This window comes from Sediminispirochaeta bajacaliforniensis DSM 16054, assembly GCF_000378205.1.
GTDB classification, from domain to species: domain Bacteria; phylum Spirochaetota; class Spirochaetia; order DSM-16054; family Sediminispirochaetaceae; genus Sediminispirochaeta; species Sediminispirochaeta bajacaliforniensis.
This window is the reverse complement of the sequence record NZ_KB899435.1, coordinates 13,831-35,650: the sequence shown is the minus strand read 5'-3', so window position 1 is coordinate 35,650 and position 21,820 is coordinate 13,831. Positions and strand designations below refer to the sequence as shown.

General features: G+C 43.5%; 17 protein-coding genes. 2 read left to right on the top strand and 15 right to left on the bottom strand.

Features of this window, described 5'->3' with window-relative positions; genetic code table 11:
• Positions 1 to 185: 185 nt before the first annotated feature.
• The gene (locus F459_RS24025) at positions 186 to 485 is read left to right on the top strand and encodes a hypothetical protein (protein ID WP_154651750.1); all 300 of its coding nucleotides are present in this window, start codon (positions 186 to 188) and stop codon (positions 483 to 485) included.
• Here the strand turns inward: F459_RS24025 and tnpB are convergent.
• From tnpB to lepB, 15 genes are all read right to left on the bottom strand, one after another.
• Positions 482 to 829 (bottom strand): IS66 family insertion sequence element accessory protein TnpB, encoded by a 348-nt coding sequence (gene tnpB / locus F459_RS0120200; protein ID WP_020614474.1) that lies wholly within the window; start codon positions 827 to 829, stop codon positions 482 to 484. The two genes, F459_RS24025 and tnpB, sit on opposite strands and share 4 nt — an antisense overlap.
• On the bottom strand, positions 829 to 1,152 hold the full coding sequence (gene tnpA / locus F459_RS0120195; RefSeq protein WP_020614473.1) for an IS66 family insertion sequence element accessory protein TnpA: 324 nt from the start codon (positions 1,150 to 1,152) through the stop codon (positions 829 to 831). Before tnpA ends, tnpB begins: the two co-directional genes overlap by 1 nt.
• A 186-nt stretch (positions 1,153 to 1,338) precedes the next feature.
• Positions 1,339 to 2,061, bottom strand: a complete 723-nt coding sequence (locus tag F459_RS23350) for a hypothetical protein (protein ID WP_020614472.1) — start codon at positions 2,059 to 2,061, stop codon at positions 1,339 to 1,341.
• Entirely contained in the window at positions 2,061 to 3,488 is a 1,428-nt protein-coding gene (pglZ, locus tag F459_RS0120185; RefSeq protein WP_020614471.1) for a BREX-3 system phosphatase PglZ, read from the bottom strand. The genes F459_RS23350 and pglZ overlap by 1 nt, the downstream gene beginning before the upstream one ends.
• Positions 3,481 to 6,276 (bottom strand): DEAD/DEAH box helicase, encoded by a 2,796-nt coding sequence (locus F459_RS0120180; RefSeq protein WP_020614470.1) that lies wholly within the window; start codon positions 6,274 to 6,276, stop codon positions 3,481 to 3,483. The genes pglZ and F459_RS0120180 overlap by 8 nt, the downstream gene beginning before the upstream one ends.
• A 2-nt stretch (positions 6,277 to 6,278) precedes the next feature.
• On the bottom strand, positions 6,279 to 9,065 hold the full coding sequence (locus F459_RS0120175) for a DNA methyltransferase (protein ID WP_020614469.1): 2,787 nt from the start codon (positions 9,063 to 9,065) through the stop codon (positions 6,279 to 6,281).
• 6 nt (positions 9,066 to 9,071) lie between these two features.
• Positions 9,072 to 9,737, bottom strand: coding sequence for a retron system putative HNH endonuclease (locus tag F459_RS0120170; RefSeq protein WP_020614468.1), 666 nt, complete (start codon positions 9,735 to 9,737; stop codon positions 9,072 to 9,074).
• Positions 9,738 to 9,740: 3 nt separating this feature from the next.
• Positions 9,741 to 11,015 (bottom strand): AAA family ATPase, encoded by a 1,275-nt coding sequence (locus tag F459_RS0120165; protein WP_020614467.1) that lies wholly within the window; start codon positions 11,013 to 11,015, stop codon positions 9,741 to 9,743.
• Between the two features lie 3 nt (positions 11,016 to 11,018).
• The gene (locus tag F459_RS0120160; RefSeq protein ID WP_020614466.1) at positions 11,019 to 14,744 is read right to left on the bottom strand and encodes a DUF6079 family protein; all 3,726 of its coding nucleotides are present in this window, start codon (positions 14,742 to 14,744) and stop codon (positions 11,019 to 11,021) included.
• On the bottom strand, positions 14,741 to 15,133 hold the full coding sequence (gene brxF / locus F459_RS24715; protein WP_154651749.1) for a BREX-3 system P-loop-containing protein BrxF: 393 nt from the start codon (positions 15,131 to 15,133) through the stop codon (positions 14,741 to 14,743). Before brxF ends, F459_RS0120160 begins: the two co-directional genes overlap by 4 nt.
• A gap of 17 nt (positions 15,134 to 15,150) precedes the next feature.
• Positions 15,151 to 15,348, bottom strand: a complete 198-nt coding sequence (locus tag F459_RS0120150) for a helix-turn-helix domain-containing protein (protein ID WP_020614464.1) — start codon at positions 15,346 to 15,348, stop codon at positions 15,151 to 15,153.
• A gap of 139 nt (positions 15,349 to 15,487) precedes the next feature.
• Complete coding sequence (locus F459_RS23760; protein ID WP_020614463.1) at positions 15,488 to 16,030, bottom strand: helix-turn-helix domain-containing protein; 543 nt, start codon at positions 16,028 to 16,030, stop codon at positions 15,488 to 15,490.
• Positions 16,031 to 16,515: 485 nt separating this feature from the next.
• The gene (locus F459_RS0120140; protein ID WP_020614462.1) at positions 16,516 to 18,315 is read right to left on the bottom strand and encodes a motility associated factor glycosyltransferase family protein; all 1,800 of its coding nucleotides are present in this window, start codon (positions 18,313 to 18,315) and stop codon (positions 16,516 to 16,518) included.
• A 14-nt stretch (positions 18,316 to 18,329) separates the two neighbouring features.
• The gene (locus tag F459_RS0120135) at positions 18,330 to 20,219 is read right to left on the bottom strand and encodes a penicillin-binding protein (RefSeq protein ID WP_020614461.1); all 1,890 of its coding nucleotides are present in this window, start codon (positions 20,217 to 20,219) and stop codon (positions 18,330 to 18,332) included.
• A complete protein-coding gene (lepB, locus tag F459_RS0120130) occupies positions 20,212 to 20,634 on the bottom strand; it encodes a signal peptidase I (RefSeq protein WP_020614460.1) in 423 nt (140 codons plus the stop codon). The genes F459_RS0120135 and lepB overlap by 8 nt, the downstream gene beginning before the upstream one ends.
• A 70-nt stretch (positions 20,635 to 20,704) precedes the next feature.
• On the opposite strand from lepB, the gene F459_RS0120125 reads away from it, so the two are divergent.
• A complete protein-coding gene (locus F459_RS0120125; RefSeq protein WP_020614459.1) occupies positions 20,705 to 21,817 on the top strand; it encodes a peptidoglycan DD-metalloendopeptidase family protein in 1,113 nt (370 codons plus the stop codon).
• Positions 21,818 to 21,820: the final 3 nt, after the last annotated feature.

Sequence of the window (21,820 nt, the reverse complement as noted above, 5' to 3'; positions counted from 1 at the left end):
GTCGAGCTTGCTCGGATAGTTCCGTTTTTTACGTGGTCGTGAGGGCTCCGTCAGATAGTAGTGAACCATGCGTTCACTTTTTCCGAGGGATTCAGCGATTTCTCTGATCTTCTTGCCCTGTCGTTTCAACATCTGTGCTTCATGCATCAGTAACTCCAGCATTGTAGGGCGTACTCCTTGTTTTCATGATTGTTTGGCTACAACCATTACAAGGCAGTACTGCCCTTTTTTCAAGCCGGAGTCTGCAATTTACCTCCGGTGTTTTCCTGCAATTTACCTCCGGTGGCGACAGTATTCCTGGCTCTTTATTTGATACGCGTTTTTCTGTTGTCGGATTTCTTCACGTAACTTTTCATTTTCTCGATACTGCCGAAGTGCTAACTCCCGTAATTCTTCTTTACTCTCCGACAGTATCGGTTGTTCCTTTTCTTCATTTATCACACTCAGGAGTCTATCAAAAAGAGAATTTCATTAATACCCTTTAAGCCACTTCTGTGTAATTTATTCTTTTGTGAGCACGCCAAATATCAAGTCCTTCAAGCAGTAATCGCAGTTGGCGGGTATTTATCTCCCGGGCCTCTGCCTCATCCTTCGGCCAGGGGAATGTGCCTTGTTCAAGGCGTTTTTGCCACACACAAAAACCATTAGTCTCCCAATAGAGAATCTTTAATAGGTTCCTCTTTCGATTGCAAAACAAGTAAAGGCTTCCGGTAAACGGATCAGCTTGCATAATGTTCTGTACTACCGCCGACAGTCCGGCTTGTTGTTTCCGCATATCTGTTGCACCGGGCTTTACAAATAGTTTTACTCGAGACAGATCAGCAAACATCAGCGGCCCTCCAACACATCAAGTACTGCATTCAGTGTATGCGTTTGAAAGCCTGAGGAAATGATAAGATTGTAGCCATTTGGTAAGGTGATCCCAATTGTCATCGAGCGGCGATGTTCATTTTCCTTACCTTGGGCATCGTTCTCAGTGACAATTTCAACAAATGTGTTTTGTTTTTTTTCTCTCTTTAGCCCTTCGGTATAGAACCAGCTGTAGAAGGTTTGGGTGTTCAGACCACTTTCTCTGGCATAGGCCGCTTTACTCAATCCGCTTTCTTTCCACATTTGTTTGTGCAGTTCTTTATCCGATTCTGTAGTTTTCATTTCTCCTCCAATAGTGAAATCTATTGAAAGAATCTTCTTTTTCTTTTCCCTTGTGCAGGTGGGGTTTATGGAGCGGTTACGAAGAATGGGCGGCGTCCCTAACCTGTACATCGATGATTTATTCCCCGCTGAGGGGATAGAATAATGGTAAGACGATCCTACCAGCGTATGCGAGACCTTGAATAGCTACTTCAAACTTACCAGGAGATCCCCACGACCTCTTTGCTCCAACCGGATTCCATTCCATTGTTTCATTTCATGGATATTAAACTCAATGTGAAACGGAAAGAGGCTGGGGTTCTGGGTTATCTCTTCAATGAGCATTGAGCTCCTTAATGAGCCAAACAGAACACAATTGGCGATAAAGCCATGCCACTCCTTAGGAATGATAGTTTTCATTCCAGCATCATTTAATGAGTAGTCTCTCTGTTTAGTGCTATTCAGCCAGCCCCACTGCTCGATGGTTTTCAAGGTTCTTTGAACGGCCCTGATGGTTGTACTACGATCTCCCCACTTTTCCTGAATCTTTGTTAGGATTTGTCTTGATGTAAAAGAATTTGATAAGCGTAGCGCTCTTCCTGTGAGTAGACATACATCAAAGAAAAAAGGATAATTGGCCATACTCATGAAGTAGTGGATAATCCGCTTCTCTGAATCATATGCCTTTAAAAAAAGTTTTATAGCCTGGTCTCTTAAGGGCACTATCTCTTCAGGGACAGTAGACCATATTCCCATCAGCAGATTTATTGTCTTTCGTAGCGCATCACTTGTCTGGTCTTCAAATGAAGCCCTGAGTTTGGACTTAACGTCTTCGGGATTATTTCCATCTCCTACAAAGTAGGCTACTTTGTTAAGTAAATCATTTTTAAGAAGCCTATCATAACCTATTGTCTTTTCTCGTAATGCCACTACTTTTGCTCCTTCTTGATATGGATAAAAGGAACAAGAACTTCCTGAACAGATAAACCTCCATGTGTTATCACTGGACCTGCTTTCCCAAAATACTCAGCGTTGCTCTGAGCAACGGCATAGTAATTATCAGGAAGAGCATATTTTTCAGATTCTATTTTAATCAGTTCCTCGTAATTCGACATGGCTTTTTCGCGTGCTGATTCCCTGTCATAAATTCGAACTCTTTGTCCCTTGGTGTCTACAAGGATTCCTTCATTAAGTTTCCGTCCTGGTAAGGCCTCTATGTTGCCATGGTCCGCGGTTATATAGATATCAAAATCATTTTCCATTAGCTCTTTAATGGTATCTTTGAAATAGCCTTGTCTTAGCCATAATACAATGCTGTTATACATCTGGGAGTAGCCCTGGCTCATTTTATGCATGAGTTCATCTACGATTAAAAAAGTTGTTCCAATAATCTTGATGCGATTATCCTTAATACTTGCTTTTAATTCTTCAATCTGTTCCTGAAAATCTTCTTTGGGTTTAATAAACTTTATGCTTTGATGTTTCTCTTCTGCCCAAAACTTCTCCCAGAAATCCTTCTCCTTCTGAGTCGTATTGATAGATTGGCTGTAGTCTTTTGGTAACTTCCCTGAAAAAATAGCTTGTCTTGAAACACTTGTCAGAGTAGGAATCATAGCGAAGATGCCATTTTCTTCAATCAAGTCTGTAGTTAAATTGGTTATCTCTCTCTTTATAATTTCCCATTGGTCGAAAGACATCCCATCAAACACGAGCAAAGCGACTTTATCGATATCCTTTTTCCTCCTCTTATAGGCTAAATAAGGGAGAATATTGTTCAGTGTTTTAGGATTGATATAGGAAGCATTAAGCATCAGTGAATAGTGGGAATCACACCATTTTGAGAATGCCGCATTGGATTTATTCAATAATTGAATGAGGAGACTTCCATACTTTTGAGTTTTATCGCTCTTACGAAATTGATAGAGAAGTATCCCCAGTTCCTGAGCAAAATTTATCCACTCATCAGCTTCTTTGGGAACTTGAGATAACAGATTCTCAATAGCTGAAATCTCTGGTGGAAATACCTGAGAGAAAGAGTAATCAAATACCCGGTATTCCCTTTCTGCTTGTTCAAGGATATCAAAGTCAAGCTGGTCTAAAGAGTCGGTTGTGATAATGACCAAAGAGAATCCTTCCAGGTCTCCTGTTTCCAATCGTTGACGATACAGGGTTTCATAAGTACATCTGAATTGAAGATACTGGTCATTATGTAAAACGGTATATCCTCTGTGTGTTAAAAAGCCGGATATATCAAATGTGTCGATTACGGTTTGAGATGTCTTGATGATGGAAAGAGGTATTGTTCCGATAAGATCAATTGAAAAAGCCTCTTTGATTTTATCTTCTAAACTAATCATTACTCTTCCCCACATACAGAGCTATCAGATTTTCCAGTTTCGGGGCAGATTGTTTCAGGTAAACCAGTTCTTCCTGCCAGGATTCAACTTCAAGATTCAGTTGTTTCTGCCTGTGGTTCCGAACAGTATTCAGACCGATCTGTTTGATAGCTCTCTGTCTTGCAGAAAAGAGTAACTCCTTACTCTTGATTTTCCGGTTTATCAGCTCTTCATGCTTTGTTTGCAGCAATTGATAGTATTGCTGCCCCTGTTCCAGGGCTTTGCTCTTCGAGGGATTCAGATCAGCGGATTTTTGGTCCTGTTGAAATTGAGATTGTCCTGATAGTAGAGCACTCCATATTTTCTCTGCAGACGGTTTAAAGAACTTCCCTTCTTTGCTCTCAAATAGAGGAAAGTATCGGACGAGTTTATTTCTATCTGAATAGAGAGTGACTTGCCATAGAGACCATACACCTTCAACGACATTGGAGATTTCGGGAATGATAACCACAGGAAGGGACTTACTTTCCGGCAGAGGAGTACTCTTTTCCAATAACTCCTGAATAATACTGCTCTCAAGAGAGAGCAAATCAAGACTGTAGGTATCTGATATAACTCTATCAAAGGTGACTTCTTCAGAATAGTCTCCATCGGGCCAGTAGATGTTGTAGCCGGTCTTTCCCTCTTCTATCCGTGCATTGTTCTGGTTGTTCCACTTTAGATAATTAATAACCATCTGTTGTATCCAGAAACCAATAGGATGCTGTTCTATCTCTTTTGCTATACCGGGGTCCATAGAACCAGTGGAACCAAGTACTGCATTGGAATTGCGTTTCTGTTTCATCATCCGCTTGATCTGGTCAATCAGCTTGTCGACATCTTGCAGTGCCGTCGATTCATCAACTATTGCAGCCGTGTATATCCTGTTGAAATCTGAATCTGTAGATTCTGAATCCAGTACATCAGATAGCTTATCCGCACCATATTCATGGAGGATTTTTTCAAGTTTACTCTCAACTACTTCACGGACCCGGTCTTCTACGGTATCTGCAATTGTTAGGTTGTATGCTTCAACTATTTTGCTCTGACCAATTCTGTCAATTCTTCCTATCCTCTGTTCCAGTTTCATCGGATTCCAGGGAATGTCATAGTTGATAACCACATGACAGAATTGCATGTTCAAACCCTCACCACCGGCTTCAGTGGAAACAAGAACCTGAACTTGGTCGGCAAACAGTCTGATAGCAGCTTTTCTTTCATCCATGTCCATTGAACCGTTTAAGGTTTCAACGGAGTATCCCCTTTCCGTCAGATTCTCCCGAAGCATCTCCTGGGTGGCTACGAATTCTGTGAATATGAGGATTTTGACCGCCCCATCTTCTTCCTGTTGTTTCTTGTGCATTATGGATATCAGGTCAAAGAATTTACGGTCCGGTCCGTGATTTTCACTCTCCTTGGCAAGGTTCACGAGTAGTTCAACCTCTTGGATCTCTTTATCCAGTTCTTTCAGATTGATGGATAATAAATCATCCTGATCATCAAAATCATCTTCGAAGTTCCACTCTTCATTCATCCGAACGATCTGATTACCAGCCTGCTTTTGTCCTCTAAGAAGTTCAAGTCTTCTTTCCAGGGTTCCTCTGATGGCTCTGGTACTGGACAGAACCATTCTTTGTAACAGAACCATAAGGAAACCGTAGGCGGTCTGCTTTTCTGAGAGCGCTTTGTTATATTTATATCCCAAGCGAACATAGTCGGTCAGACTGTTATACAGTGAAGCTTGAAGTGTATCAGCCGCTCCCCACATGGAAGAGATCAGCTTTGTCTGCCGTTTATTAAAGAGAGGTTTTCCCTCCGAATCGATAGCCAGTCTTTTCTCGGTCCTGATAACAAAGGGTCTTACGGTAGAATGGGAGATATTACTTTCGTCACTGAAGGTCTCTTTATCGAGAAAAGACATTAAACGACAGAAGGCATCGCTTTTCCCCTGATGGGGTGTTGCAGATAGAAGCAATATATAAGGTGTGGCATTGGATAAACCTTCTCCCAATTTATAACGGGCTACGGTATCGGCACTACCTCCAAGACGGTGGGCTTCATCTATAATAATCAAATCCCAGTTGGCAGAAACAAGACTGTCAAAACGCTCTTGATTGTAGTCATCAACCTTCTCCTGAGACCAACCCTGACGTGCTTCCAAGGGTTTTACTGAATCGAGAGTACAGACAACCTGGTTGTGAACTTCCCAAATATTCTGATTTTCTTCAACAAAACCTGATTCACGCAACTGATTAAATCCCTGGGGCTGTAGCAGATGGAAATTCTCGGAAAATTTGGATTCCATTTCTGCTACCCACTGGTAGGCTAAACCTGTCGGTGCAACTATCAGAATACGCTTAACCAATCCCCGGCTTTTCAATTCACGAAGGATGAGTCCAGCCTCGATGGTCTTCCCTAAACCCACTTCGTCGGCCAGCAAGTAACGTACAGTGTCCTTCTCCATTGCTCTTTTGAGGCATTTCAGCTGATGAGGAAGAGGAATAACAGGAGCTTCAAAGGGTGATACCAGCACATTCTGCCCGAGTGTGTCCTGAATCTTTGCCGCAGCAGCAAGGAATCCGATGTGGTGAGAGGTTTGACTCCCTGACTGCAATTCCTTGAGAGCCTCTTCCTGAACCCAAAGAATCTCTTTCTCTTCTGGAATTAGAATCTCATAGGATACCTTGTCCCAGAGTTCTGAAGAACTGAGTATTTTTGCTTCTTTCTTATGCTGCCTGGACCATACCAGTTCTCCAATGGAGTATTTCACTATCAGTCCTCAACCACCATGCTGGCATAATCAAAGTACATGAGCAGAGTTTCATCTTCATCGATGATTTCAGGCTTCAGGCGTTTGGCAATGAGCATAATGTTGTTAAAGTTTTTATTCTGATAGTCCTGTTTGAATCCGGCACGAAGAGCTTCCCGGCGAACCTCTTTCAGCTTGCCTTTACCCTCTTTGTATCCTTCATATTCTTTAAGCAGAGATTTCAAACGAACCTTTTCCAGGTCTGCTTCTTTATTCGGATCAGGAACATACCAACGATCCTTGGCTTTCGCCTTTAATGCTTCATCATTCTTATCTAATTTTCTCAAATCCTTGAAGTTTGTTGAGAGGTAAGAATGTATCTGTGAGGGTACTTCATCTTTACCGTCATATCGTAAAAAATTCAGGTTTAAGAGGTCCTGTAGTTCTGGTTGTTTTTCGCCAGCTTTCCAGCTATTTGCTGACATCTGCTGCATAAAATTGGGATGTATATCTGAATAAGTTCCAGGTTTTCTTTTCAGATAATCTCTAAGCCAATCAATGGCTGATTTCTCATCATCAACAAAGAGAGATAGTTGAACCTGGCCAGAAAATTTGGCACGAGCTTTATCGTATTCTACAACTTGATCATGAAGAAAGAACATGTCATCTCGTTCTTCAAAGCGTTCAGCCAATCCTTTCTGAAATTCCTGACTGGATAGAGGAATGTTGTAACCCTTTCGGACATAGTAGGAAATTAACTGGTCATAAAGAATTCGAGGATCTCGTTCTGGTATATGAACTAAATTGGCCCCACTTTTCTTTGTGACAATTAAATATTTGAGGTGGGTTCCTATAAAATCCCAGACTCCGTCTTCTGAATTAGCTTCTTTTATAAAACGGTCTTCAAAGCCTCCGTTAGGTTTGTAGGCTGAAATAACCAAATCTTTTTTTACAGCCGTTGATGTAGTAACAGCCTTAATACTCCCTTGTTTTTTATCAAGACCAGCTACATTGGATACAATAAACCCTGCATCAGTTAATGCTGTTTGAATAGTATTCCAAACGCTGGCTTTGGTGTTTGAAAACTCTACAGTCATCCATCTTCCAGGTTTAAGTAAACGGTATGCTTCCTTAAAACAAGAAGTCATGATGCTTCTATACTCGGCTGGACCTTTTTCTTGAACTGAATTTTCGATAGCTTCAGAAGTATTATTCGTCATAATTTTAAGCCAAGACTCCCATAGAGAACTGAGCTCAGAATAATTCAGATTTGAACCAAATGGGGGATCAATAAAAATATAATCTAATGTATCATTTTTTATCTTATTGTTTTCTGATGATTGAGTAGATATCGGTTGAAAATTGAGATTTGATAATAATTTCTTTTTCCTGATACTTTTGTTAAACACATCCTTTGCTGAAAAAAGAACTGAAATATCTTTTATAATAGATGGAATATATAAAGTTCCAGCCATCGGTCCTCCTCCAGCGCCAGGTACACCTCCAGCCCATCTATACCTGTATAGTTTCGTTAAGGTCCACCACATTGCCAATTGGGAGCTATAGAAATTGGGATTACTTCGATTATAAATACTTGCTAATGTCCAAAGATTTCTCTTCGTATAAAAATGATGCATATGAGTAATACCATGTGAACGAATCGGTTGCCTTGTATTATATCCATCTGGTAAACGATTCGTTGGAAACCAATAAGGGATTTCTTTCTGATCAATTTTTTCAATCAATTCATAATCAAACTCATCAGGTTTCTTTTCAAATCTTCCTTTATAACCATTTATGGAGTAATTTATGAGTACAGGAACTTGCTTAGCTTGCTTTATATTTTCATTAAGAGCTGAATCATAGAATGTTTCCCAAGCCCTATCCATATTTTGTTTAGTCATTTCTGCATGACAATGAGGGCATGGAAATGAATCCTTAACTTTTCCGGCCTTTTGATCAACAGCTTCATTCCAGAAAACTACCTCATTTACACATGAAGGACAAACAAACACATCAGACCAAACCGTGTAATTTATCTTTCCTTTAGTTTTTCCATCAGTATGTATCGTTTCATACATCCAGCCACACTCTTCTTCCACTTCATCCAGAATCCGTTTGGCTTCCCTTTCAAACTGGACAATATCAACAGGAATATTGTAGTTGTAGGCAATAAAGGTTGCTGCTGGAGAAAGGTCATTCAGAACTGCTTTTCTTGCACCAAGTTTTGAGAAAGGCTTCCAAACATTCTTTCCCTCTTCATCAGTCTCTTCCTGCAATATGGTTCCATCTCTTTCAACTCGATAACCCAAAGATTGGACAGTACCGATATCACCGCACATTTGTGCAGCTACACCAGTCATTCCTGTCCCACAAAATCCATCAAAAACAATATCTCCAGGCTCCGTATAGTGAAGGATATATCGCATGATAGCTTTATGAGGAACTTTAGTGTGGTAGGAGTGGGCATTATAGATTGGATCGTTTTTCCCTTCACTTACATCAGCGGCGAATGGTTCTCTATGGTACTTATATCCTTCCTGCTTTGTTGGCTTTTCTTGTTCCCACTGTTCTATAAATTCGCCCATCCAGGGATTTGGACATGCCGTATAGTAAGGAGGATCAGAAAGAGCCAGAATATCTTCATCTTCTCCGAGAGGAAATCCTTCTATGGATCTGAATTCAGGATCTTTCAATTTCTCTCTGAGTAATTCTGTGAAGTAGTTGCGTCGTTCTTCATCATTCTGAAAAGTCTTCCCCAGACATTCTACAGGCCCTTTATCTACTGAAAAATCAAATTGGTCACTCATCTATAGTTATCCTCTCTTATACGCAGGGTGTTTTTGTAATCGATAAATGGCTGCACCACAATACTCTTTTAATTCACCAGAACTATTCTTGGCTTTCCAATTCTGAATGATTGTATCAATTTGAGATTTTGATCTCATACCGGAATTCTTGGCAAGTGCCTGGTCTACAGCCCTTAAAACAGATTCTCGATTTTCTCGTAACCTTGAATAATTCAAATTAAGGACGTTATCTATATGGTTATTCCAATCTTCATCATCAGAAACAATTTTCCCATCTCTTTCATAACGAATAGTCTGCTCTATTGAGGGACTTAATGCGGGGTTATATTTTATCTCAGCATTTTTCTTTTTCGTATCACAATGCTGATTAGCAGGACGATCTCCTTGATTACCATTACAGCAAAGAAGAAGATTTGAATAATCCAGCTGCTCTGTCGGATACTCAGTCTGGGGATGAAAATGCTCTATTTTAGTATCGCCATTTTCAGGATTGATTCTCTGCATGCAATAGGCACAAAGATAACCCTGCTCTTCAGCCAATGATATTCTTAAATCGTCTTTACGAGAGAAATCATCGAGTAGTTTCGTTGTCCCCCTGGAAATTGATTCTGAGCATTCACGCTTATATTGATCTAACTCTGATGGAGATGAGCCTTTATTGATCTTGATCATCCCTTAAGACTCCTCATCAAAGAAAGAAAGGAGAGTTTCTCCTCTTACTATTTCAGGAACGGTGCCATATTGATTCTTGAAATCACTAATTTCTTTTTTCGCTTCGGCTATTTTTTCATCATCAATCAGTTTGAAAATATTATCCAGTTGGTCTTTTACTTGCTTATTCAAGGGCTGGGTGTCCATAATTTCTTCGAGGATTTCATTTGAACTCAGGCCTTTGCTTTGGTGCACAGGGGAATATTTGATATTATTTTCTTCCTGATAAAGTAGGATAATAGAGCGATGATCAACTTCACTTAAAACTTGCGGAGAATGTGTTGAGACAATGAATTGAACGTTGGGAAAAGTTTGAAGTAAATTAGGAATGATCTTTTTCTGCCATTTAGGATGAAGATGTAAATCTATTTCATCAATAAGAACAACTCCTTCACCTTCAAGCGGATTTACCAAAGTCGGATTAGCTATCGCTAAACGTCGTGCCATATCCCCCGCCATTGCAAAAAGACATTTTTCACCATCAGATAGTTTTTCTACTCTAAGTTTTTCTCCATTCTTGTTTACTTCCATTCGAAGTGGACTTCGTTTCACAGATATATCTTTAAACCCGGATATTCGTTCTATTGCAATACGGACTGATTCTAACTGCTTATCCCCTTCATATGCTCTTTTCTCTTGATTGAATAAATTATCTTGATTCAAATCTCTGAACTTTTCATTTTCTAAATCTTCCCGATTTCTATACCATTCAAAGAAACTTCGAAAATTGACTCCAGTTTCCAGAGAGTTGTCATAGGTTTCCAAAAGGTTGAAATCATGCTTACTTCTAATACGTAATGGGATGTCATCTACAATACGATTTGTACTGTAATAAATAAATACAGGGACTGAAACTTGCTCTTCCTTATCAGTAATATAGGACCGGATTTCTTTTGCATAATTTGATAATTCCAATACACTTGATTTTTCATCAACTGAATAGCCTTTCTTTGTTTTTACTAATTTGCCTTTATACTGTTTATTATGCTCTTCAATAAGCATCTCACTCATCGAAAAATTTGCATTATTCTTTATGTCATATTCGCTGATAGGTCTCCCAGAACCTCTCTCTGAACGGATTCTTGCGACTATCCATGATAACTGGATAGAAATAGCATCGAGTATGCTGCTTTTCCCTACACCATTGATTCCACAGATAACATTTAACTGCTTATTCAGATATATTTCCATTTTTTTGATACCGCGGAAATATTTAAGTGATAAATTCTGAATATTCATACATTACTCCTCGATCACTATTCTTATCTGCTTTTCTTCTTTACCAGCAATGATCCCTTTCAGATAAGATTCAAAGCGCTCTCTCAATTCATTGGGCGTTACAGGAAGACCCGTTTTGTTAAGTGCTGTTACTAATGCTTCCTGCTTCATGGAAACTCTTTCCAAGCCTTTCAGAACATCTTTGATGGCTTGAATCAACTTCGGAGAAATAACTTCCGGCAAGTCTCCTCCATTGATAAAATCTTTTATTACTGTTGCTGAATCTTTATCTCCCAAGAGGTCGAGATTCACCTGGATCGTGGGGTCTTCCATTTCATCTTTCAGAAACGATTTCCAATTGCTGTAAAGATCATCCAGCTCAGAATCCAATACCTGAATCCTCTGGTCAGCACTGACGCTCGATTCATCAATACTTTTCCTCTCAAAACTACAATGAGGGCACTTTGGTGAATTATCCAGGTCGGCCATGGTCAGAAGCGTACAATTCTTTAAAGAAACAAGGGTATCTTCCCAGTTTCGAAGTTGGTGGGAAGGAAGCGATTCAATAGTACTCAATGCTCTTAAACTCTCAAGACGACTATCTCGTTGAAAAGCTTCCTTTTTCTCTTGAGCCTTCGGACCTAATCGATAGTGCTTATGGATCTCCATATAATCATCTTTGTAACGGTCCTTCAGAGCCTGCATCTGTGTTCGCAATGCACTCTGAGAATCACTCGATTTCCATGGTTCTTCAGTTGCTATCTTATTTGTGAAATCTGTTCTCAGATTGTTGTAATCCTCTTTCCACTTTGCTTCATTGGGAACTTCACTTTCTGCCCTGGATAGATAATTGGTAAGGGGCTGAAAATTTTGTACAAAGGCTTCCATCCCTTCTATTTCTGTTATCAACCCTAACTTCTCTTTGAATGCATCTATCTCATCGGTTGTCTTTTTGAAGTTGCTTATCTTGGCGGGAGTGTTGTATCGGGAGATAAGTTCCATAAAATCTTTGACTTCACCGAGAGAGTCGATATATTTCTGAGACCTACTCTCTGAGAGTAATTTCTGTTCCCAGATAACAAAGCCGTTTCGGATCTTCTGTTCCACTTTGGCACATTGCTTGAGCAGGGCATCCACTTTATCAATAAGTTCTTTGACGGCTTCTTTTCGAGTACTGGTCTGTACTATCAAACCGGGGCGGAGTTTCAAAGCGGTGAACAATTCTTTTAACTCGACAAGAGGGAAATCTTCAGCCTTCTTTATATGATTAAAATCAAGAATCTGATTAAAGCCAATGGAAAGAAGAGAATCAAGATTGGATGCTGTATACCGATCTGATCCTACAGAGAGGTTAATGTATCCTTCACTAATCAAGGCTGCCAGATAAACGGGTAGAAAATCAATTTCCAGAGAGCCATTCAAAATATACTCTTTGTCATTGCGCTCAGAGACCAGCTCATTTCTATTGATTACCTGACTCGACTCTTTTGAGTTCACGATGGCAAGAATTTCACTGCAAATCGATGCATGTTCTACTGAAATCCCTTCACCGGAGAGCAGGTCCAGGGCAGATAGAACCGCATTCGCCTGACCACTGCTTTGGCCCCTTACAACAGCTCTCAATGCTTCCTGAACTGTCTGACGCCTGTTCTGGTTCGTTATCTTGATAGAGAATTCCGGGTAATCCGGCTTTTGATCTGCTATGTAATCTGACAACAATCCTGAAGCAAGAGTATCAATCTGTTGTTTGAATGAAAGAGTCTCGGAACCACTAATACCAGATAATTCTCTCAAGTTGATACTGGCAGACCATGTCTTGAAAAGCTTCGTACTGTTTTTATAGGAAATCTGAAAACGGTCGGATATATTGTTTTTCAACCAGCTCAATAATTCTCTTTGGTATTTCTGTGCTAATTGATTATAGACAGTTTTGTACTCCTGGACTGCTGTTAAACTTAGCTCTTTTGCAGCTGCATAGAGACGCAAGTTTTTTTCGAAGTCATCATCAACGTCCTTCAATTGAATAAACACTTCATCATCTTTGCCCGAAGACACGGTGGTATTCTGCCGGAAAGGATCGATGAAATAAAGATAGAACTCTCTGGGAGGCTGAGTTGTTGACCGCTCATTGGGATTTCCAAAAAACAGATATCCGTCAATCTCAGATTTCTTTTGGTACCACATCAAGGGATATTCCCAAATCTTAAAGCCAGTACGATAGGTGACATCAGTCTGCTCCATAATAAGCGAGAGAATCTCAAAGTAGTATCGTGTCAGTTCCTTATCAGCAGAAAGCTTACTGGCCTTATTCCGAATTTCCTGATTCGGGTCTTTACCCATGTCTGTGTAGATGTAGTAATGTCGGTTCTCTTCGTTCAATCTGATATACAAACTGTTAAGGGTGGTCATAATGTTCTTGATGACCTTCTGAATGATGGTCAGAAGAAAGTTTTCATCCTTCTCAGGGACAGTGAGATAAAGAAAGAGTTCATCCTTCAGGTTCTCAGCGGTTAATCCGACTGCTGCTTTTAAGTCTCCTGTTGTCAAACGGTGAATCGCCAATGCTGAGATGATCTTCTGAGCTACATGTACCTGCTCTTTCGATCCTTCATAGGATTCATCAAGTATATTTTCCACCCGTTCTGTTATCTCAATAACCTTGCGAACATCAGGATTTACCCGGTTGGTATGATCGCCCATAATCACTTTCCAATAGGAATCGTAGGAGAAAATACCAGTTTCTTTCTCTGGTACTTCAAGTTCCAGAATAGACTCTATTTTTTTGCTAATAGCTTCAAGAATCTTCCTCTGCTCACCAATGTTGACCATCTGGAATTTCTCAAAGTACTGCTCATGAACAGGAAACAGATCCACATAATTATCGAGGCCGCCGGATAGGGGTTTGTAGAACGGCTGGAATTGTTCCAGGTGCTCCCGGATTTTTGCCTTCTGTTCGGGAGTTTTCTTAAGGAGACGTTCCGATACAACAAAGCTTACATCTTCTTTCTGAATCGTTGCCTGAATAAAACGTTCTGACACTCGCCCTAAAGAATCAGCTGCAAATTTGAAAGAGGGACTCTCAAACAGGGATTCCTGGACCCCTGTGATAAACCGAAACCGAGAGTTCTTGCAAACTTCTCCAATTTCACGGAGAAAACCTAGGTCTTGGATGAGTTTCTGGTCATCTTCGCGCCCCCGAAGGAAGTCCAAAAGCTCATCGAGTATCAATAAAAGACCCTGGTCAGGGTACTTTTCCTGAAACAGAGCCATCATCTCATGGATGGAATCCTTATTGTTGGCGATCTTATCTGTAGATGGGAATGTGAAATTGATTCCCAATGATTTCAGGTGTTTTTCAAGCTCCATACAAATCGCATTACGTAAAGTTGTGGAAACACCACCAAGCTCGGAGCGGATAACTTTGAACTTCCCTGCTATTTGTGCAGCCTGTTCTCTGACAGATAAATTACCAACCAAGTCCAAATAGTCTTTATTTTCAGCCAAGGCTGATATAAATGCCATCAAGTGAGATTTACCGGTACCATAGTTACCTACAACAAATATCCCTTTTTGATCACGAGGCGTTTCAAACTGAAGATTAGGGATAATAATTTCATTCAGATTGATCTCCATGGATTGGGAGACAACGAAGGTTTTTACTAAATCAGCAGCCTTCTGTTCATTGTCAGCTTCTGTCAGAGTAATAACTGATTCGATTGGGTCAAATTGGATTAAGTCTTTGTACTTCATTGCTCTTCCTTATATATGAGATAATTGTCTATGTTATGCGTGTAATAATCTGGTCGTCCTGGTCTACTGTATACCAGCTGATCATTCTGGATTTCTCCTGGCCAGATAATGGCAAATTTCTTAGTTTTTGATTTTCCCTTAATAAACGATAGAAGGTCAAACCGGTATTCAGGTCGAAAAAGGATTTCAAAATTATAGAGACATATGAAATTCAGTTTTGAATCTATGTTTCTCGAAAATATTTGTTCAAAGTTTAATTCCGATGCAGGATAGTCCTCCTGGCATACAAGAGCATTAATGTTTATGGCTCTTTCTGCGGGAATACTTGTTAGGAAAGCGGTCTTATACTTGCTGCCTATTATGGAGATCTTGTAATACAAGTTCTCCATTTTGTCTTGATAATCTTTCAATTGTCTGCTGTCCCTGTACCATCACCAGCATTATCCTTCCGAACCCACCCATCCACTTCTTTTACTTTGAACTTCCAGAACCGACCGACTCTGTGCGCAGGCATTTTCTTCTCTGCTATCCACTTATAGACTGTATCTCGCTTTATTCCGAGATATTCACCAATTTCGTCTACAGACAACCATCTTTCTTCCATGGCGCAGGGCTCCTTTGCTGAATCATGTGTATCAGTTCCATTCGGTCAAATTTGGTTTAACTCGGTTTAGTATATTCCTTCCGACGACAACTGGCAATTACACTCTATAATAGTTAAGGTTTTTGGACAGGTAATTGATTTAACCAAGCATCTTCTTCCCGTTCTCAAGTACCCACTTGTCAATCTCTTCTTTTATAAAGCGGTTGTGTTTACCGTTCAGAGTGCTTACAGGTATTCTTTGTTCCAAAGCCCAACGCCTAATAGTATGAACAGAAATACCGAGGTAATCCGCAACATCCTGTGAGGTCATATACTTCTTTGCAGCAGGCATTTTACCTGCTTCTGATGCCAGAACCATATTTGTTTTTACCGGCTCAGTATCAGATAGTTCTTCCGCATTCCTGCTCTCTTTTTTTGGAGCCAGAGCTACTTCATCCATCAGCCAGATCTGAACCCGACCAATGGCAAGGTTTTCTTCTTCAAGGATCAGCTGCAATGTTTCAGACTCCGCATTCAGCTCACCATTCTTCACTTCGATCCTGATACTGCGCCACTTCTCATTATTATCCTGAATAAGCTTTACTACTGTCTGTTTCAGAAAGCTTATCCGTTCAACAGAGGTTGGAAGTTCCAAGTATTCCTTCTTGATACTGGAAAGTTTATTGTTCAGTTCTGTTCCCATGAAACCTCTCCTTTGAATATCTCCGCCGTACGTCCAGAACAGCACTGAAGTCCTGAAGTCGGAAGTGAGAATATTTATCCGTCATGCAGTTATCCTTATGCCCTACGACGGCCTGAATCTTCAGTTCTTCTAACCGCTTCCTTGAACTTCGGCAGGATATCGTTTAGTACGCCTGCTGCCTTCATCATAGGTACGGTAATAGAAGACTGTTTTACCCTTTGAAGTGTTTCTTGGATATAATGAAAACATTTCTTTATAACGCGGCATCGGTTATCGTTTTATCATTGGAAACGATATAGGGTAATTGAATCGGCTACAAAACTGGCTACACAAGAAAAAATCATTACAGGATAAGGATTTAGACATAAAAAAACGGTATGCCTGGACGTTTAACAGCATACCGTTTAATGCACACATTACATGCATGAGGCGGGGTTCTCTCCCACCCTTTTTTATTGTCGGCGATGGACCCGGAAACTTGAGTTTTAGCTATGAAAAAATGCGAGATAACCTTCCGCCGCTTCGCTGATTGCCTGATAAAGGCTCGACCCTTTAGCTGAGGAGTCGTGAAGCGAGAAGTCTCTCAAAAAGGGCTGGATGAGAAAGGCAGCGATATCCTTTGAGGTAGTCGATAGGATCTGCCTGTCCAACTCGTTCAGGAGCTCGACGGTATAGCTTACCGTTTTTTCCTGGCCGGCGGCCTTTTCGATGGAGCGGGAAAGGAGCGCTGCCTTTGCCGAAATGCCTGCAAGATGTCGGAGCTCGGCCGCCAGTTCATTGGTTGCATCTTCCAAAGCGCGTCGCCTTTCGGCGATTTCGGCCTCCGTCCTTTGGGGTAAGAGCGCAAGCAGCCTGCGCTTCTCTTCTCCTATGTCGGGGAGGCGGAGCAGCGAGTCTATATCGGCGGCTTCGATTCCCTTGATGGCGGCGGAGTTTCCGCTTAGTGCGTATACCCTGGGCAGCGTTTCGGCGGCCACCTGTTCGGCAAACCAGCTTCGGTAGACCGAAAGCCTGCTATCCGATGCGATCTTCCTTCCGTTGTAGGTCGGAATCTCCTCACGTCCCGCCTCATGGATGATGCGGTGGGTAAAATGCTCAAAGGGCGAGAAGCGGCTGCTGAAGGAGTGGCCCCGCTGTTCGAAAAAGCTTCCCCGAAAATGGGTGCTTCCTCCGGGATACCCGAGGTCGAGCCCCGAGATGTAGAGCTCCTCGACCCCCATGAATCTGGCGAGAGAAAAGGCGGTGGTCGATACCGATCCTCCTGCGGTTATGTGGGCATTCCTTCCGACTGCGGACTCAAGACGGATGCCCAGGGGAAACATGGAACCGCAAAAGAAGAGCCGCCTGGGCCGGAGTCGAAAGATTCTCGGATGGGTTGAGGATTCGGAAACCATGACCGTTTCATCAAGCTTTGCATGGTCGAGATGTCTGGTGTTCCAGTATTGTGGATCCACCACGACGAGGATATCGGGACGGATATCTCTGAGGGTCAGGGCCCTGCAGGCGGTATCTACGGCGATGACAAGTACCTTCTCTTTGATCTCCTCAAATCGATCAAGGAGCTCGTCCAGGCTAGGCCCTGCCGCCAGAAGAAGGGCGGGGAGGTGTGAAAATTTGCCCCGAAGTAGGGCAAGGTCTCCAGCTTCGGCCAGAGGCCCGACGTTGCGCAAAAGGTTGCGGGTCCACGTTCCGGCGAAGCGGTCGAGGGTCGCGTTATTAACCTGCCTCCTGCCTAAAAAATGGCGCAAGGCATTGTCGTAATCGACGAAGCTTTCAGGATCGGCGTCGTAGAGAGGTCTGAGCCGGAATGTCTGAGGCGTCGTTTCGGGAAAACGAGAGAGGAGGGCGGGAATTGCATCGGCCTGGGCCCCGACCACGAGGCTAAGGTTTTCGTTGGAAAGGAGCTCTTCCATGGGACGGGCGCCGAGGGCCGTAAGAAAGCGATGCGTCGATGGTTCGAGCACGATGGCGAGGGCATCTTTCCGACTTTCCAGAAGGGCCTCCACCTGATATCCGAGGCCGAAACCCTCGAAAATCGTGAGTCGGCAATCGGCGGGCAGCTCCTTTTCGATGAGTCTGCGGGCCTCTCTTGCAGGATCGAAGCGGGAGTGGAGATATTTTCCGCCTGCCTTTGCGGTAACCGCTCCGTTCCTTGCCGACTCAATGCTGATCGCAAGCGCCTGCTTCGTCTCCTGTTCATCCTCAGGCGCAGAGAGCTGCTCTCCTATCCCGGGAAAGCGGAGTTCCAGGGTGTGCAAATTGCTCTTCAGATTCTCGTTTCTCATGATTCCTTTCGGCTTTACTCAAGTTCCAGGATGATTTTTGTATCGCTTGTTATCGGGGTTCCGGGGGCCGGGCTCTGGTGAATGACCCAGCCATCCCCTGTAATGGTTACGGGGATTTTGTCCTGATCGAGAAGCGGCATCAACTGCTTTTTGGAGAAACCGTCGAGATCGGGCATAACATCTGTCAGGCTTGCTTCCGGCGGGATACGAACCCGGATGCTCCCCTCATGACTGACAACGGTATCTCCGGTGATGGGGATACCGTAATAGCGAATCAGCTCTTCTCCCAGATCCTTGATAATGGGCGCCGCGATTCTTCCACCGTAGTACTGCCTGCCTCTGGGATGATCGATGACCACGTAGAGTATGAAGCGGGGATCATCGCTGGGAAATATGGCCAGGGAGGAGGCCAGAACCGCAGCGGGAGAGTAGGTACCGGTCTTGGGGTCGATCATCTCCCCTGTGCCGGTTTTTATCGATATCTGTGTTCCTTCTATGGCACCACGCCAGCCGGTGCCGCCCCGTTCGCTGCCTGTTTCCATCATTTGCAGGACGGAATTCGCAACTGCGGGATCTATGACCTGCTTTATCGGCCTGCGGTCGAAGCGCTCGAGGGTCTTACCCTCCGGGGAGACGATCTTTTTGACAATGTGAGGTTCAAGGACCATACCGTTGTTGCTAAAGGCCGTGGCCGCCGTGACGATCTGTACGGCAGACACGGAGATCTCCTGTCCGATGGCAATGGTCGGTTTTGTCCTGCCTGACCACTGTTCCGGTTTCCGAAGAATACCGGCGCTTTCTCCGGGAAAGGGGAGATGGGTGGCCGTTCCGAAACCAAATTCGGTAAGCTTGTCGTAAAAATCCTGTTTGCTTACGGTTTCGCTTGCATAGGCGGCTCCCGCGTTGCAGGAATACTTTATGATTTCCTGGGGGTGAACCCTTCCATGGTGGCCAAGACAGTTGATGACGATTCTTTCTCCCGAGGCGGGGAACTCTTTTTCATAGGCCCCATCGCAGAAAAAGGTACTTGAAGTGTTGATGCCTCCGAGGTCAAGAAACGAAGCGATGGAAAAGATCTTGAAAACCGATCCCGGTTCATAGGCCGCCACCACGGGCCTATTCTGCTTTTCTCTGTTACTTGCCGAGGTGAAATTGTTGGGATCGAAGGTGGGATAGGAGGCCCAGCCGAGAAAATCGCCGCTTTTCGCATCCATGACCATAATCATCACGGCATCGGGATTGTGCTCTTCCCATGCCTTCTTTGCCAAGGATTCGGCAAAATACTGTACATTGGCATCAAGGGTAAGGAAGAGTTGATTTCCGTAGATCGTTTCCTCCTGCTTTTTCTTATCTTCGGGGGGGGATAATACATTATCATAGGTGAGTTCGATACCGTCTAGACCCACATTATCGGTACCCACAAAACCGATGACATGGCTTGCAAGGCTTCGTTCCGGGTAATTTCGCCCATATTCGGGTTCCAATCCGATCCCCGGTAGTTCTCCTTCCTCAATAAGCTGCCTGACCGCCTCGCTTTCCGAAGGAGAAACCTTACGTTTTACATAAAGAAATCCGCTTCTTGATTTCATTCGGGCAAGAAGATCCTCGGTTTCAAGGCCGAGTAGATCACCAAGGAGAGCCGCACTCTGCTCAGGGTTCTTGACGTTGGGCATCCAGGCTGTTACCGTATAAAGCCGGGTTTGTACCGCAAGGATCTTACCGTTTCGGTCGAGAATCGGACCTCGTTCCACCCGTGGCGGACGGACGATTCCCGGATTCCCCTTTACCGGATGAATAATCATCACATCGAAGAATTTCCAAATAAGAAGGAGAATAAAGACCGCAGTAACAAGGATGAAAAACGCAAATCGTTTATTTCGAAGATCCGGACTGGATTCACTCACTGTGCAAACTGCCTCCGATGCGGGGAAAGACGACCTTTCCCTTTATGGCCTTCCTTGATACCACCCCGTAGTGGCGTGAATCATCCGAAAGCGGTAGATTGTCCCCAAGGGCAAAGAAAGCTTCTTCGGGCACTATCACTTCCCCGTTCTCCCCGGTCATTGCGTCCCCGGGAAGCCCCGCACAACGCTTAATCACGGTTTTACCGTCAAGGGGACTCTTGTAGACAAGTATATCACCACGTTTTATACTGCCGAAAGGAATCCGCTTGAAAATAATAACATTTCTTCCGGGAGACAGATATGGTTCCATGGAATGCCCTTCGACGGTGTAGATGCCGAAGAGTGATCCGACGACCATCAAGACGATAAGTGTGGCGAAGATTAGCAATATGAACGGAGAAGCGGAATCAATCATCGTATCCTTATCAAAGCTTTATGCGTGTTATAGTAATATGTGAGGGAAAAATTGTCGATATGGTAAGCGTATGGATATGGAAGTGTTGCATCAAAAACAACAGGTCAGGAAAAGGCGTTCGTTTTTTTCTCGATTGAGGGCTTCATGGGCCTTAGGACATGAAAGGGAGGATGATCCCGTCCTTTTTCCCGAAATGAAACAACAGCCGCGGCGGCGTTCTGCTCCTTCGAAGCGGAGGAAAATCCTCATCCTGTCCCTGAGCAGTATCATCCTGGCAGGTGGCTGTGTCGGATTGGCCTCTTTCGTCGGTCCCAGGCCACGTGCTTTACCCGACTTGGGGCTTACTCCGGGGGCCTCGACGGTTCATAAAAGCCTCTTTTCATATGTTAATAGCGATACGGCAAACCAGGGTTCTGGTAGTCCTATCCTTCCCGACGGTGTTCTCTTTACCGCGGTCAGCAGCAGGGAGTATACCCTGGAACGGGGCGATACCCTTTCGGAGATTGCCCATGAGAATGGTCTGGACGTCGGTACCTTGATTGCATTTAACAACATCACCGATGTCAGAAAGATCTATGCGGGATCGGAACTCAAGATTCCTAATGTGGACGGTATTCCCTATACCGTCCGTTCCGGCGATAGTATTGCTTCCATTGCCGAAAAATTTTCGGTTCCCGTGAACTATATCCTGGATGCCAACGATCTTCAGTCTGAGGTGATAACGGCCGGGCAGATTCTTTTCGTTCCGGGGGGACAGATCAGTGAATATGACTATAAAAAGGCGATGGGAACCCTTTTTACCTATCCGACGAGGGGGCGTCTCACCTCTCCCTTCGGATATCGAAGCGATCCCTTTACCGGCGTTCGCAGCATGCACTATGGTATAGATCTTGCCGGTCCTGTGGGAACGCCTGTTTCCGCTACCATGGAGGGGACGGTAGTTCTTGTTGGCGACAGGCCCAGAGGCTTTGGCAAGTATGTGGTGATACGCCACAGCCACGGCTTTCAGAGTCTCTACGGACACCTTAGCAGGATTTTGGTTCGCAAGGGACAGCACATCAGTCAGGGGCAGCAGATAGGGGAGATGGGAAGCACCGGCCGTTCCACCGGCCCTCACCTTCATTTTGCCCTTTATCGAAATAATGTACCGGTCAATCCTCTGGGGGGCTACCTCTATAAATAATCG